Raw genomic sequence first — 15,044 nt, 5'->3', positions numbered from 1 at the left:
GCCTGACGCGGCACCGCTATATATAGTGGCTACAAGGTGAGGTCAAGCGCAGGGTTTTGCGCGCACTCAGCTTATGGCTTCGAAAAAAGGCTCGGTTCGGCTTGCACCAAAGCAAAGCGTGGCACCTGTTCGCCGTCAACCTCGACCGACTCCAGGAACATGCTCAAGGGACGCACCCAAAAGCCGTAATCGCCATACAGGGCTTGATAGAAGACCACTTCTTCTTCGGTTTCCGAATGCCGCGCAATGCTGAATACGCGGTACTGCGGACCTTTGTAATGTTGGTAGAGCCCTGGTTGTATCGGCATGGTTTGGCCCTCACTCAAATCTTTTCAAAATAAAAACAAAAATAAATCCGGAAAAACAAAAACCGGGGCACTTGGCCCCGGCTTCCGTCGACGGAACGCTTAAACGCGTTCGAAGACGGTGGAGATGCCTTGGCCGAGACCAATGCACATGGTGGCTACCCCGAAGGTGCCGCCATTTTGCTTCATCACGTTCAGCAGGGTGCCGGAGATACGCGCACCGGAGCAACCGAACGGGTGACCCAAGGCGATCGCGCCGCCGTGCAGGTTAACCTTCTCGTTCATCTTGTCGAGCACTTTCAGATCTTTCAGCACTGGCAGGGCCTGTGCGGCGAAAGCTTCGTTGAGCTCGAAGAAGTCGATATCGTTAATCCCCAGGCCCGCACGCTTCAGTGCTTTTTGTGTCGCCGGTACTGGACCATAGCCCATGATCGCCGGATCCACACCTGCCACCGCCATCGAGCGAATCACCGCCAGAGGCTGGATACCCAGGTCCTGTGCACGCTGCGCCGACATCACGATCATGCACGAAGCACCGTCGGTGATCTGCGACGAGGTACCGGCTGTCACGGTGCCGCCCTTCGGATTGAACGCTGGCTTCAAAGCGGCCAGGCTTTCCAGGGTGGTTTCCGGACGAATGGTTTCGTCGTAGTCGAACAGTTTCAGGAAACCGTTCTCGTCGTAGCCCTGCATCGGGATGATTTCGTCCTTGAACTTGCCTTCCACGGTCGCCTTGTGGGCGAGTTGGTGGGAGCGCACGCCAAAGGCGTCCTGCTGCTCGCGAGTGATGCCGTGCATTTTGCCCAGCATTTCAGCGGTCAGGCCCATCATGCCCGAGGCTTTCGCCGCGTACAGCGACATGTGCGGGTTAGGATCGACACCGTGCATCATGCTCACGTGGCCCATGTGCTCGACGCCGCCGACGACGAACACGTCACCGTTGCCGGTCATGATCGCTTGCGCGGCAGTGTGCAGTGCACTCATCGACGAGCCACACAGGCGGCTGACGGTCTGGCCGGCAGCGGTGTGCGGGATCTGGGTCATCAGCGACGCCATGCGCGCGATGTTCCAGCCCTGCTCCAGGGTCTGGTTCACACAGCCCCAGATCACGTCTTCGACTTCGTTCGGATCAACCTTGACGTTGCGTTCCAGCAACTTGCTGATCAGGTGTGCCGACATGTCTTCGGCACGGGTGTTGCGGTGCATGCCGCCCTTGGAGCGGCCCATCGGAGTACGACCGAAGTCGACAATCACGACGTCTCTTGGATTCAAGCTCATAAAATTTCACTCTCGCTCAAAAGTTGGGACGCTTAACCGAAGAACCGTTGGCCGGTTTTGGCCATTTCACGCAGTTTTGCGGTCGGGTGGTACAGCGCGCCCAAATCAGCGTACTGGTCAGCCAGGGCAACGAACTCGGCAACACCGATCGAATCGATGTAGCGCAGCGCACCGCCACGGAATGGAGGGAAACCAATACCGTAGACCAGACCCATGTCGGCTTCGGCAGCGGTTTCGACGATGCCGTCTTCCAGGCAACGCACGGTTTCCAGGCACAGCGGGATCATCATCCAGTTGATGATGTCTTCGTCAGTGACTTCGCGCTGCTCGTAAACGATCGGCTTGAGCACTTCCAGTACCGACGGATCGGCAACTTTCTTCTGCTTGCCCTTCTTGTCGGTCTCGTAGGCGTAGAAGCCCTTGCCATTTTTCTGGCCCAGGCGCTTGGCTTCGTAAAGCACGTCGACAGCGGAACGGCGGTCATCTTTCATGCGGTCCGGGAAGCCTTCAGCCATCACGTCACGACCGTGGTGACCGGTGTCGATGCCGACCACGTCCATCAGGTATGCCGGGCCCATCGGCCAGCCGAATTTTTCCATGATCTTGTCGATACGGACGAAGTCCACACCGGCGCTGACCAGCTTGGCGAAACCGCCGAAGTACGGGAACAGAACGCGGTTGACCAGGAAGCCCGGGCAGTCATTGACGACGATCGGGTTCTTGCCCATTTTCTTGGCGTAGGCAACGGTGGTGGCCACGGCCAGTTCGCTGGACTTCTCGCCACGGATCACTTCAACCAGCGGCATCATGTGCACCGGGTTGAAGAAGTGCATGCCGACGAAGTTTTCCGGACGCTTGAGGGCTTTGGCCAGCAAGGTGATGGAAATGGTCGAGGTGTTGGACGCGAGGATGGTGTCCTCTTTGACCTTGTCTTCCACTTCAGCCAGTACGGCTTGCTTGACCTTAGGGTTCTCGACGACCGCTTCGACGACCAGATCCACGTGACCGAAGTCGCCGTAGGACAGGGTCGGACGAATGCCGTTGAGCACTTCAGCCATTTTCGCGGCGGTCATGCGGCCTTTATCAACGCGGCTTACCAGCAGCTTGGCGGCTTCAGCCAGACCTTGCTCGATACCGTGCTCGTTGATGTCTTTCATCAGGATCGGCGTGCCTTTGGACGCCGACTGATAAGCGATACCGCCACCCATGATACCGGCGCCCAATACGGCAGCCTGCTTCACGTCCTTGGCGATTTCGTCGTAGGCCTTGGCTTTTTTCTTCAGTTCCTGATCGTTCAGGAACAGACCGATCAAGCTCTGCGCGGCAGAGGTCTTGGCCAGTTTGACGAAACCGGCGGCTTCGACTTCCAGTGCCTTTTCGCGACCGAAGTTCGCGGCTTTCTGGATGGTCTTGATCGCTTCGACCGGCGCCGGGTAGTTCGGGCCAGCCTGACCGGCCACGAAACCTTTGGCGGTTTCGAAAGCCATCATTTGTTCGATCGCGTTCAACTTGAGTTTTTCAAGTTTCGGCTGGCGCTTGGCCTTGTAGTCGAACTCGCCGGAAATGGCGCGCTTGATCAGTTCCAGAGCGGCTTCCTGCAGCTTCTCAGGGGCAACCACTGCATCGACTGCGCCGACTTTCAGCGCGTCTTCAGCACGGTTTTCCTTACCGGCGGCAATCCACTCGATAGCGTTGTCTGCACCGATCAGGCGCGGCAGGCGCACGGTGCCGCCGAAGCCCGGGTAGATGCCCAGCTTGACTTCCGGCAGACCGATCTTGGCCGAGACGGACATGACGCGGTAGTCCGCCGCCAGGCACATTTCCAGACCGCCACCCAGGGCGATGCCGTTGATCGCGGCGACAGTCGGGACGTTAAGGTCTTCGAAATCGCTGAAAATCTTGTTGGCTTCGAGGTTGCCAGCAACAAGCTCTGCATCCGGCAGCTTGAAGTTGTCGACGAATTCGGTGATGTCGGCGCCGACGATGAACACGTCCTTGCCGCTGCTGACGATCACACCCTTGATCGAAGCATCTGCCTTGATGGTGTCTACAGCCTGACGCAATTCGTTCAGGGTTAGACGGTTGAACTTGTTGACGGACTCACCCTTGAGGTCGAACTTCAGTTCGACGATGCCACTTTCAAGAGCCTTAACCGTGATGGCTTTACCTTCGTAAATCATCAACTGATCTCCACGATATGGAAGCTGAACAGTACACGTCGGAAGCAGGCGACCGGCTTGGCAGGACGTTAAACGTCGATGCTACGCCAATCCACCCGGCACACCCGCCAACGCGATAGTCGGGATTCTGTAGGAGCGTTCTGCAATGCAAACGCTCAATTCATACGCCCGTTTGATTTGGGTACGCCACCTTCACGGAATTTCCGACAATTGTCAATCGCCCAAAATGCGGGTTGAAACGCGACTTTCCGGTCATTTCCGCACCACGAAGGCCTGCAACACGCGGATGCATGCGAAGCCATTCATAGAATCAATAGTTAGAAAAGTCGCCCTAATTCGCTGCAGCCTTTGTTTAACAGGCTACGCTGGGCGGGAGATTGAGAAAAATGTGAACGCTTTTGGCGAATGCCCAGCGTAAGATCTGCCAACACCGAATTTCCGGCCTGCCTGGCCAACTCCAGCCCGATGATGAATGTCGGGCTTTTTATTGCCTGCAGAGACGCGAATGCTCTTGTAAGAGCGAGCTTGCTCGCGATGGTCATTAACGATAACGCTGGGTTTCTGACACCCAGCGGCGCTCTCAGGTTTATCGCGAGCAAGCTCGCTCCTACAAGGGGACCGGGGTCAGGCTAATGCTTTGAGAGTTGCATCGATTTGTTGCAAAACGGCCGCGTCGCCCTTCTCGCCCCAGTACAAGGTGATCATTTGTTTGTCGGCTTCGACTTTGTAGACGTTGGCTGGCAATTTTTCGAAATGATTCAGCAGCACCTGATCTTCGCAAACCTCCTGCCACTGATTCACCCACACACCCGGCGATTTCTGCCAGTAGCTCCAGCACGTCGGCTGATTGCCCCGGCGTGGTCGATGGTACTGCGCGCAAGGGCTCGGCGGCTCCTGGCTCAGCCAGTGCGGCCACTCCTGAGGCGCCAGTTGCATGGCCAGTCCGATGCGCCGGGCCTCCATCCGCAGGGCCATGCGGCCGCTCTGACCACGGGACGGACGCAACCACGCCAGCGGGCTAAGAACCACCAACAGGATTGACACCACTATCCAGACCGTCATATCTGTACTCCCGATTCTTGATGAGCGCTTTGAGTCACTTTGGAAACACTGCGCTTGAAACCAGCCATACTTACCAATATTGCAATCCTCAGGAGGAGCACCTCATGCCCTACAACCACATTCTGGTCGCTGTAGACCTGACCGAAGAGTGCGACCCTGTCATCCACCGAGCTCGCGAACTGTCGGTGAGCAACGGCGCGAAGCTGTCCCTGGTGCATATTGTCGAGCCAATGGCCATGGCCTTTGGCGGCGACGTGCCGATGGACCTTTCCCAGTTGCAGCAGCAACAGTTCGATCAGGCCAAGGAACGCCTCGACCGGCTGATCGTGAAGTACCCGGAACTGTCCAAAGAGTACAGCCACCTGACTTACGGCCAGCCACGCCAGGAGATTCACCACCTGGCCAAGGAACAGACCTGTGACCTGATCGTGGTGGGGAGCCATGGCCGACACGGCCTGGCGCTGCTGCTGGGTTCCACGGCCAACGACGTGCTGCACGGTGCGCCTTGCGACGTACTTGCCGTGCGCCTGCAAAACAAAAGCTGAAACCGGTCCTTGTAGGAGCCAGCTTGCTGGCGATCGCAGTGCATCAGTCGACCTCAATGCCAGCTGACAAACCGCGATCGCCGGCAAGCCGGCTCCTACAAGGGATCGCATATGAAAAGCCCGGCGCTCATCACTGAGCGCCGGGCTTTTTTTATTACAGGATCAATCAGGCATCCAGCTCAGCCCAACGCTCGACCATCACGTCGAGTTCAGCCTGCAACTGCTCAAGCGACGCGATCACAGCGGCGGTCTCGGCAGCAGGACGCTGATAGAAGGCAACATCGGCCATCTGCGCTTCAACTGCAGCGATCTGCTGCTCCATGCCTTCGATCTGGCCCGGCAACATTTCCAGCTCACGCTGCAACTTGTAGCTGAGCTTTTTCTTCGCCACCGGCGCTTCGACTGCCGCCGCAACCGGCGCAGGCTCAGCCTTGACGACGGCGGATGTCAGGTCGGCCTTGCCGGACTTGCTCTCGGTCACGCCCAGCAGGCGCGGCGAACCGCCCTGACGCAACCAGTCCTGGTAACCACCGACGTATTCGCGAACCTTGCCTTCACCTTCGAAGACCAGGGTGCTGGTGACCACGTTGTCGAGGAATGCCCGGTCGTGGCTGACCATCAGCACAGTGCCGTTGAAGGTCAGCAAGACCTCTTCCAGCAGTTCGAGGGTTTCCACGTCGAGGTCGTTGGTCGGTTCGTCGAGGACCAGCAGGTTGGCCGGCTTGCTGAACAGTTTCGCCAGCAACAGACGCGCACGCTCACCACCCGACAGCGCCTTGACCGGCGTGCGGGCACGCTGCGGGCTGAACAGGAAGTCGCCGAGGTAACTCAGCACGTGACGGCTCTGGCCATCGATGTCGATGAAGTCGCGACCTTCGGCCACGTTGTCGATCACGGTCTTTTCCAGGTCCAACTGGTGGCGTAACTGGTCGAAGTACGCCACGTCGATGCGTGTGCCCTCTTCCACTTTGCCGCTGGTCGGTTGCAGACCGCTGAGCATCAGCTTAAGCAGCGTGGTCTTGCCGGTGCCGTTGGCGCCGAGCAGGCCGATACGGTCGCCGCGCGTCAGGACCATCGAGAAATCCTTGATCAGGAACGGGCCGCCCGGATGCGCGAAACTCACGTTCTCGAGGACCATCACCTGCTTGCCGGACTTGTCAGCGGTGTCCAGCTGAATGTTGGCCTTGCCGGTGCGCTCGCGACGCTCGCTGCGCTCGACGCGCAAGGCTTTCAGGGCGCGGACGCGGCCTTCGTTACGGGTGCGACGGGCCTTGATGCCCTGGCGGATCCAGACTTCTTCCTGGGCCAGTTTCTTGTCGAACAGCGCGTTGGCCGTGGCCTCGGCGGCCAGTTCGGCTTCCTTGTGCACGAGGAAACTGGCGTAGTCGCCGTTCCAGTCGATCAGGCCGCCACGGTCCAGTTCAAGAATGCGGGTCGCGAGGTTTTGCAGGAAGGAACGGTCGTGCGTGATGAACAGCACGGCGCCCTGGAAATCCTTCAGCGCTTCTTCGAGCCAGGCGATCGCACCGATGTCCAGGTGGTTGGTTGGTTCGTCGAGCAGCAACAGATCCGGCTCGGACACCAGGGCCTGCGCCAGCAGGACGCGACGACGCCAGCCACCGGACAACTCGGCGAGGGTCTTGTCGGCCGGCAGTTGCAGGCGGCTGAGGGTGCTGTCGACCAGGGTCTGCAAACGCCAGCCATCGCGGGCTTCGAGGTCGTGCTGGACGTGCATCAGCTTGTCCAGGTCGGCGTCGGTGACGATGTTCTGGCTCAGGTGATGGTACTCGGCCAGCAACGCACCGACACCGTCCAGGCCTTCAGCCACAACGTCGAACACGGTCCGCTCTTCGGCGACCGGCAATTCTTGCGGCAATTCGCCGATCTTGAGGCCGGGTGCGCGCCAAACGGAGCCGTCGTCGGGCTTCTGGTCGCCCTTGACGAGCTTCATCATGCTGGACTTGCCAGTGCCGTTGCGGCCGATGATGCACACCCGCTCACCACGGGCGATCTGCCAGGACACCTTGTCCAACAACGGCATAGCGCCGAAAGCAAGGGACACATCGCTGAATTTGAGCAGGGTCATGAGCTTCTCCAAAAACCGGGCGCGCATTCTACCTGACTTGAGGCTTCAGAAGGCCGGCAATTTCACCTTGGCGACACTCTGCATGACAAATGTTGCGAACTGATGCAGACGGGCCCGCAAAGCTTTCGCCCGCTGCTGGCAAAAGGCTAAGCTACAGATTATTCAGTGCGGCCCATGGCTGCGCTTGTCATGATTTCTCTGCCCGGATGTCTCATGCGCAGTCGCCTTTTCAGTCTTTTATCGTGTTTTCTTCTTACTGCCACTGCCGTCCAGACCGCCCAGGCGGTGGACCTGTCCACCCAGCGCCAATATTACGACGAGGCCAAGCGCGCCTTGGCCAAGGGCGATACCGGTCCTTATTTCCGTTACAGCCAGGCACTCAGCGACTACCCGCTGGAGCCGTACCTGGCCTATGACGAACTGACCGCACGCCTGAAAACCGCGAGCAACGCCGAGATCGAGAAATTCCTCGCCGAGCACGGTGACCTGCCGCAGGCCAACTGGATGAAACTGCGCTGGTTGCGCTGGCTGGCCGATCGCGGCGACTGGGCGACCTTCGTCAAGTATTACGATCCCAAGCTCAACTTCACCGAACTGGACTGCCTGAACGCGCAATATCAGATCGGGCACAACCAGAAATCCGAAGGCTATGCCAACGCCAACAAGCTGTGGCTGACCGGCAAATCCCAGCCTGCCGCATGCGACGCCCTGTTCGGCGCCTGGGCCGCCGAGGGCCAACTGACCGAACAGAAACGCTGGGAGCGCACCAAGCTGGCCGCCCAGGCGCGCAACTATCCGCTGGCCAACAGCCTGGTCAACGGCCTGACCACCCTCGCCCCGCGTGGTCGCCTGCTGGTGGATGTGGCGCAGAAACCCGAGCTGCTCAACCAGCCGTCGCGCTTCACCCCGGCCGACGAACCGATGTCCGACATCGTCAGCCTTGGCCTGCGCCGTCTGGCCAAGCAAGACCCTGACAAAGCCATGGCGTTGCTCGACGGCTATGCCAGCAGCATGCATTTTTCCCGCGATGAAAAAGTCGCGATCGCCCGGGAAATCGGCCTGACCCTGGCCCGCCGTTTCGACAGCCGTGCACTGGACGTGATGACCAAGTACGACCCGGAACTGCGCGACAACACCGTGTCCGAATGGCGCTTGCGCCTGTTGCTGCGTCTGGCCCGCTGGGACGATGCCTATCAGTTGACCCGCCGCTTGCCACAAGACCTGGCGACCACCAACCGCTGGCGCTACTGGCAGGCCCGCAGCCTGGAACTGGCGCAACCGCAGAACCCGGAAGCGCTGACCCTGTACAAAGGCCTGGCCCGCGAACGTGATTTCTACGGTTTCCTTGCTGCCGACCGTTCGCAGCAGCCTTACTCGCTGATCAACAAACCGCTGGTGCTGAGCCAGGCGCTGATCAACAAGGTTCGTAACACGCCGGGCGTTCGTCGTGCTCTGGAATTCCATGCCCGTGGGCAGATCGTCGACGGGAGGCGCGAGTGGTATCACGTCAGCCGTCACTTCAACCGGGACGAAATGGTCGCCCAGGCGAAACTGGCCTACGACCTGAAATGGTATTTCCCGGCGATCCGCACCATCAGCCAGGCGCAATATTGGGACGACCTCGACATCCGCTTCCCGATGGCCCACCGCGAAACCCTCGTGCGTGAAGCCAAGGTGCGTGGCCTGCACTCGAGCTGGGTGTTCGCCATCACCCGCCAGGAAAGCGCCTTCATGGACGACGCCCGCTCCGGCGTCGGCGCCAGCGGCCTGATGCAACTGATGCCTGGCACCGCCAAGGAAACCGCGCGCAAGTTCAGCATTCCATTGGCTTCGCCGCAGCAGGTGTTCGATCCGGACAAGAACATCCAGCTCGGCGCCGCGTACCTGAGCCAGGTGCACAGCCAGTTCAACGGCAACCGCGTCCTCGCCTCCGCCGCCTACAACGCCGGCCCGGGCCGTGTGCGCCAGTGGCTGCGTGGCGCGGATCACCTGAGTTTCGACGTCTGGGTGGAAAGCATCCCGTTCGACGAAACCCGCCAGTACGTGCAGAACGTGTTGTCGTATTCGGTGATCTACGGGCAGAAGCTCAACTCGCCACAGCCGCTGGTGGATTGGCATGAGCGGTATTTTGATGATCAATAAGCCTGCCTGAGGCGAAAAACAAAAATGCCCGCATTTCTCAATGCGGGCATTTTTTTTGCGAGTACGTCACGGTCCACTGTAGGAGCCAGCTTGTCTGCGGGCGGCGTTCCGACGATGGACTCGAGTGCGCTGCGGTGAACCAGTCCGTACGCTTAATCGTTAACGATTATCGCCAGCAAGCTGGCTCCTACAGGTTCGGGGTGACCTCTCCGAGCGGAGTGGGGACATCGTGCCCGTCATTGAACTGCAACGCCGCCAGCCGCGCGTACAGCGCATTGCTCGCAATCAGCTCCTGATGCGTACCCACGGCCACCAGTTTCCCTTGATCCATCACTGCAATCCGGTCGGCGTTTTTCACCGTGGCCAGGCGATGGGCGATGACCAGGGTGGTGCGGTTTTTCATCAGGCTGGGCAAGGCTTGCTGGATCAAGTGTTCGCTCTGGGCGTCGAGCGCGCTGGTGGCTTCGTCGAGCAGCAGGATCGGCGCGTCCACCAGCAGCGCCCGGGCGATGGCCAGGCGTTGGCGCTGGCCACCGGACAAGCCGAGCCCCGCGTCCCCCAGATGAGTCTGATAACCCTGGGGCATCGCCTCGATGAAATCGTGGGCGTACGCAATTTTCGCCGCTTCCTTGACCTGTTCCAGCGTCGCCGTCGGATTGCCGTAGCGAATGTTCTCTTCGATGCTGCCGAAGAACAGCGCCGGGGATTGTGACACCAGGGCGAAACAGCGGCGCAAGTCCAGCGGATCGAGCTGCGTCAGCGGCACGCCGTCGAGCAGGATGCGGCCTTCCGCCGGGTCATAGAAGCGCAGCAACAAGTCATAGACTGTTGATTTGCCCGCGCCGGACGGCCCGACCAGCGCCAGGGTTTCGCCGGCCTTGATGGTCAGGTTCAAGCCATCGACGGCATAGCTTTCGGGACGCGACGGGTAGGAAAAACGCACCGCTTGCAACTGCAGATTGCCGGTCACCCGTTCCGGTAATGTCACCAGCCCCGTGGTGGGTGGCTGGATGATGTTTTCCGAGCGCAGCAATTCGGCAATCCGCTCAGCGGCGCCGGCGGCGCGCTGCAGCTCGCCGATCACCTCGCTCAACGTACCGAACGCGCTGCCAACGATCAGGCTGTAGAAGACAAACGCCGCCAGTTCACCTGCGGAAATCCGCCCGGCCATGACGTCCATGCCGCCGACCCACAACATCACGCCGACCGCGCCCAGCACCAGCACGATCACCAGGGTAATCAGCCAGGCACGCTGGAAAATCCGTTTACGGGCGGTGTTGAACGCCTCCTCGACGGTCACGGCAAACCGCCGCTCGTCCTGCACCTGATGGTTGTAGGCCTGCACGGTTTTGATCTGGCCGAGGGTTTCGGAGACGTAGCTGCCGATGTCGGCGATCCGGTCCTGGCTCAGGCGTGACAGGCTGCGCACCCGTCGGCCAAAAATCAGGATCGGCGCGATGACCAGCGGCAGCGCCACCACCACGATGCTGGTGAGCTTGGGATTGGTGATAAACAGCAACACAATCCCGCCGATCACCATCAGCAGATTGCGCAGAAACAGCGACAGCGAAGAGCCGATCACCGATTGCAGCAACGTGGTGTCGGCGGTCAGTCGCGACTGGATCTCGGAGCTGCGGTTGTCCTCGTAGAACCCCGGATGCAGGTAGACCAGGTGGTTGAAAACCTGGCGACGAATGTCCGCCACCACGCGCTCGCCAATCCACGACACCAGGTAAAAACGCGCGAAGGTGCCGACCGCCAGCCCCAACACCAACAACATGAATAGACCAATGGTCTGGTTGAGCAAATGCGGGGACTGGGTCATGAACCCCTGATCCACCAACAACCGAATCCCCTGCCCCATGGACAAGGTGATGCCCGCCGTGACAATCAGCGCGAGCAAGGCGCCGAAGGATTGCCAGCGATACGGTAAAAGGAATCGGCAGGCCAGGCGAATCGCACGACGGTGACGGGCAGATAGCATCGGGGTTTTCCAGTTCTAAAGTTTAGGGGCCGGCTCTACCGTTCAATGGGGGGGAACTCTGTAAATCACAATGAGTCAGGTTAATTATGACCGCAAGGAGCAGCCCCTAGACGCTATTGGTCTAAAGTCCGGGTGGCAACGTCGCGGTATTTCTGGTGGACTGGTGTTGCCGTTCCGAGGAGATCGCAGGGAGTTGTCACAGCCCGGTCACCTGGCGGTTCTACAGTAAGCACACAACCTGATGAGGAGACAGGCCATGTCCTTGCAAAACAGCAGCGATGACAAGATTCAAGTGATCCGCACACAGCCAGACCAGTCTCTGGGTTGCTCAATCGTTGACGAAAATGGCAAAGAAGTACCGATCACTGAAGGCATGATCCAGGACGCCTGCCGCGAGCTGGAGAAGCGATTGGTCAAGCCTGCCAAACAAGATTGATATCGCCCCCGTCTTCTTGACCCGGCCCTGATGGCCGGGTTTTTTGTGGGTGCTGATCCGGAATCTCGGTGAGGCCATTCGCGAGCAGGCTCGCTCCCACAAGTAATGCGCTCCCCTGTGGGAGCGAGCCCGCTCGCGATGGAGCCAACTCGGTATTCAGACAGCCGTAGCCCCCAACGCCGCCACAATCTTCAGCAACCCGGGCGCATCCCCTTCAATCCGCACCTGCAATCCGTCAATCTCGCGCCGCGACGGATAATTCTTGCGCAACACATCAAACGCCGCACGCTGCTCACTCACACTGCCCACAAGACTGCGGCGGAAATCCGCGTCGTCACGGCGCGGGTCGTACACGCCCCGGCACAACATCGCCAAGGCCCAGGCCGGATCGCTGTCGGCGTGCAAGGTCACCTGCGACAGCCAGGGTGCCGGCAGCAGATCGCTCAGGCTGACCTGTGCCGGTTGCCCGAGAAACTCGCAATACGCTTGATAGATCTGCGCCGTTCCGCGCTGTTTGCCGTCGAGGCTGTAACCGGCGATGTGCGGCGTCGCCAGCACACACAGATCGGCCAGCGCCACGTCGACTTCGGGCTCGCCTTCCCAGACGTCGAGCACCGCTTGCAGGTCTTCGCGCTGCAGCAGCACTTCGCAGAGGGCAGCGTTATCCACCACCGGGCCACGGCTGGCGTTGATCAGCCAGGTGCCGGGTTTGAGCTGGTTCAGACGCTCTTTGTCGAACAGATGCCAGGTCGATCCGGTCCCGTGTTTCTTCAGCGGCGTGTGCAGGCTGATGACGTCGCATTGCTCGACGATCTGTTCGAGGCTGACAAAATCCCCACCTTCGGCGGCTTGCCGTGGCGGGTCGCAGACCAGCACGTTCCAGCCCAGCCCTTGCAGGACCTTGACCAGTCGACCGCCCACTTCACCGGCACCGACCACGCCGTAAGTGCGCTGAGTGAGGTCGGCGCCCTCGATCTCGGCGAGGGTCAGCAAACTGCCCAGCACATAGTCGACCACCCCACGGGCATTGCAGCCGGGAGCGCTGGACCAGGTAATGCCGGCCTGCTGGAAGTATTCGAGGTCAAGGTGGTCAGTGCCGATGGTGCAGGTACCGACAAAACGCACGTTGCTTCCTTCGAGCAACGCGCGATTGACGTTGGTCACCGAGCGCACCAGCAAGACATCGGCCTGTTCGACGGTGGCGCGGTCGATGGAACGTCCCGGCACCCGGCGGATTTCGCCGAAACCTTCAAAGAAGGCATCGAGCAGCGGAATATTTTCGTCGGCAACAATCAGCATGGCAGGCTCCTTTGGCGGATCGGCAGTGTAGGCGCAGATGACACTTCACGCCTAGCACACATCCCTAATGTGGGAGCGAGCCTGCTCGCGATGGAAGTCAACGATGACGAGGGTTGCCTGAATGAACGTGGCGCCCTTTCGTCCATCGCGAGCAGGCTCGCTCCCACAGGGTTCTGGGTGATTACAAATGGGTAACACAGGACTTTTCCTGACCACTGCGTCAACGCGTAGAATGCCTCGCCTCGTGTATCAAAATCTTTCGGACGTTTCGCCTTTGAATTCCGTGACTGACCGCCCCGCTGCCCTTTCCCTCAACCGCCCCGCACGGGTTCGCCTGGAGCTGAAAAACCTGCTCAGCCTGGCACTGCCGATCATGATCGCGCAGCTGGCCACCACGGCGATGGGCTTCGTCGATGCGGTGATGGCCGGCCGCGTCGGTCCACGGGATCTGGCGGCGGTAGCGCTGGGCAACTCGATCTGGGTTCCGGTGTTCCTGCTGATGACCGGCACGCTGCTGGCCACCACGCCGAAAGTCGCCCAGCGTTACGGCGCCGGCACCCACAGCGAAATCGGCCCGATCGTGCGCCAGGCGTTGTGGCTGGCCCTGGTGGTGGGCTTGATGGCGACCGGCATGCTGTTCAGCGCCGAACCGATCCTGCACCTCATGAAAGTCGACCCCGAACTGATCGGCCCGTGCATGCAATACCTGCACGGCATCGCCAGCGGCTTGCCCGCCGTCGCGTTCTACCATGTGTTGCGCTGTTTCAGTGATGGCCTGGGCCGTACGCGCCCGGCCATGTTCCTCGGTTTGTGCGGGCTCGCGCTGAACATTCCGCTGAACTACGTGTTCATTTATGGCCACTTCGGTGTACCGGCCATGGGCGGTGTCGGTTGCGGCTGGGCCACGGCGATCGTGATGTGGGTGATGGCGCTGGGCATGACCGGCTGGGAGCGCTGGGCGCCGGCGTATCAGTCGAGTGAGCTGTTCAGCCGCTTCGACTGGCCACAATGGTCAGTGATCAAGCGCCTGCTGGGCATCGGCCTGCCGATTGGTATTGCGGTGTTTGCCGAGTCGAGCATCTTCGCGGTGATTGCGCTGCTGATCGGCAGCCTCGGCGCCACCGTGGTGGCCGGGCATCAGATTGCCCTGAACGTCAGCTCGCTGGTGTTCATGATCCCTTACTCCCTGGGCATGGCCGTGACGGTACGCGTCGGTCAGGCACTCGGGCGCGAGGAACCGCGCGAGGCGCGTTTTGCCGCTGGCGTCGGCATGGGCACCGCGTTGGCTTACGCCTGCCTGTCGGCGAGCATGATGTTGCTGCTGCGCGAGCCCATCGCGGCGATCTATACCGCCGACCCGACGGTGATCCATATCGCGGCGATGCTGATTGTGTACTCGGCGCTGTTCCAGTTTTCCGACGCCATCCAGGTCACTGCGGCGGGCGCGTTGCGCGGCTATCAGGACACCCGGGTGACGATGATCCTGACGCTGTTCGCTTATTGGGGCATCGGCTTGCCGGTGGGTTACGCCCTCGGCTTGACGGACTGGCTCGGCGCCCCCCGTGGCCCGAGCGGGCTGTGGCAGGGTCTGATCGTCGGCCTGAGTTGCGCGGCAGTGATGTTGTTGATCCGCCTGACGCGCAGTGCACGCAAGCGGATCCGTGTAGGAGCTGGCTTGCCAGCGAAGAACTCCAGAACGACACGAGCAACCGGTGAACACGCGTAAT

The 15,044-nt window shown here is 60.4% G+C and carries 11 protein-coding genes; 4 read left to right on the top strand and 7 right to left on the bottom strand.

The window, feature by feature from the left end; translation table 11 throughout:
* Positions 1-71 precede the first annotated feature (71 nt).
* From ACF6ZU_RS21960 to ACF6ZU_RS21945, 4 genes are all read right to left on the bottom strand, one after another.
* Complete coding sequence (locus tag ACF6ZU_RS21960) at positions 72-308, bottom strand: DUF1653 domain-containing protein (RefSeq protein WP_046047845.1); 237 nt, start codon at positions 306-308, stop codon at positions 72-74.
* Positions 309-407: 99 nt separating this feature from the next.
* Positions 408-1,583 carry an acetyl-CoA C-acyltransferase FadA gene (gene fadA / locus ACF6ZU_RS21955; protein WP_008028488.1) on the bottom strand — a complete coding sequence of 392 codons (1,176 nt, stop codon included), beginning with the start codon at positions 1,581-1,583 and terminating at the stop codon, positions 408-410.
* Between the two features lie 32 nt (positions 1,584-1,615).
* Positions 1,616-3,763, bottom strand: coding sequence for a fatty acid oxidation complex subunit alpha FadB (gene fadB, locus ACF6ZU_RS21950; protein ID WP_392886935.1), 2,148 nt, complete (start codon positions 3,761-3,763; stop codon positions 1,616-1,618).
* A 624-nt stretch (positions 3,764-4,387) separates the two neighbouring features.
* Positions 4,388-4,825: a hypothetical protein gene (locus ACF6ZU_RS21945; RefSeq protein WP_392886933.1), complete on the bottom strand. Its 438-nt coding sequence runs from the start codon at positions 4,823-4,825 to the stop codon at positions 4,388-4,390.
* A 104-nt stretch (positions 4,826-4,929) separates the two neighbouring features.
* Here ACF6ZU_RS21945 and ACF6ZU_RS21940 point away from each other — a divergent pair, with 104 nt between their 5' ends.
* Positions 4,930-5,370 (top strand): universal stress protein, encoded by a 441-nt coding sequence (locus tag ACF6ZU_RS21940; RefSeq protein WP_008028495.1) that lies wholly within the window; start codon positions 4,930-4,932, stop codon positions 5,368-5,370.
* 166 nt (positions 5,371-5,536) lie between these two features.
* Here the strand turns inward: ACF6ZU_RS21940 and ACF6ZU_RS21935 are convergent, their stop codons facing one another.
* Positions 5,537-7,456, bottom strand: coding sequence for an ATP-binding cassette domain-containing protein (locus ACF6ZU_RS21935; RefSeq protein ID WP_392886931.1), 1,920 nt, complete (start codon positions 7,454-7,456; stop codon positions 5,537-5,539).
* Positions 7,457-7,669: 213 nt separating this feature from the next.
* Here ACF6ZU_RS21935 and ACF6ZU_RS21930 point away from each other — a divergent pair, with 213 nt between their 5' ends.
* The gene (locus ACF6ZU_RS21930) at positions 7,670-9,598 is read left to right on the top strand and encodes a transglycosylase SLT domain-containing protein (RefSeq protein WP_392886929.1); all 1,929 of its coding nucleotides are present in this window, start codon (positions 7,670-7,672) and stop codon (positions 9,596-9,598) included.
* A gap of 187 nt (positions 9,599-9,785) precedes the next feature.
* On the opposite strand, the gene ACF6ZU_RS21925 is transcribed toward ACF6ZU_RS21930, so the two are convergent.
* The gene (locus tag ACF6ZU_RS21925; RefSeq protein WP_392886927.1) at positions 9,786-11,582 is read right to left on the bottom strand and encodes an ABC transporter transmembrane domain-containing protein; all 1,797 of its coding nucleotides are present in this window, start codon (positions 11,580-11,582) and stop codon (positions 9,786-9,788) included.
* 256 nt (positions 11,583-11,838) lie between these two features.
* On the opposite strand from ACF6ZU_RS21925, the gene ACF6ZU_RS21920 reads away from it, so the two are divergent.
* Complete coding sequence (locus ACF6ZU_RS21920; RefSeq protein WP_392886925.1) at positions 11,839-12,018, top strand: PA1571 family protein; 180 nt, start codon at positions 11,839-11,841, stop codon at positions 12,016-12,018.
* Between the two features lie 156 nt (positions 12,019-12,174).
* Here the strand turns inward: ACF6ZU_RS21920 and pdxB are convergent, their stop codons facing one another.
* Positions 12,175-13,317 (bottom strand): 4-phosphoerythronate dehydrogenase PdxB, encoded by a 1,143-nt coding sequence (gene pdxB, locus ACF6ZU_RS21915; RefSeq protein ID WP_392886923.1) that lies wholly within the window; start codon positions 13,315-13,317, stop codon positions 12,175-12,177.
* A 274-nt stretch (positions 13,318-13,591) separates the two neighbouring features.
* Here pdxB and ACF6ZU_RS21910 point away from each other — a divergent pair, with 274 nt between their 5' ends.
* Positions 13,592-15,043, top strand: coding sequence for an MATE family efflux transporter (locus ACF6ZU_RS21910; RefSeq protein ID WP_392886920.1), 1,452 nt, complete (start codon positions 13,592-13,594; stop codon positions 15,041-15,043).
* Position 15,044 lies beyond the last annotated feature (1 nt).

Source organism: Pseudomonas migulae (assembly GCF_043225285.1).
Lineage (GTDB): Bacteria > Pseudomonadota > Gammaproteobacteria > Pseudomonadales > Pseudomonadaceae > Aquipseudomonas > Aquipseudomonas migulae_C.
This window is presented reverse-complemented; position numbering and strand designations above follow the sequence as displayed.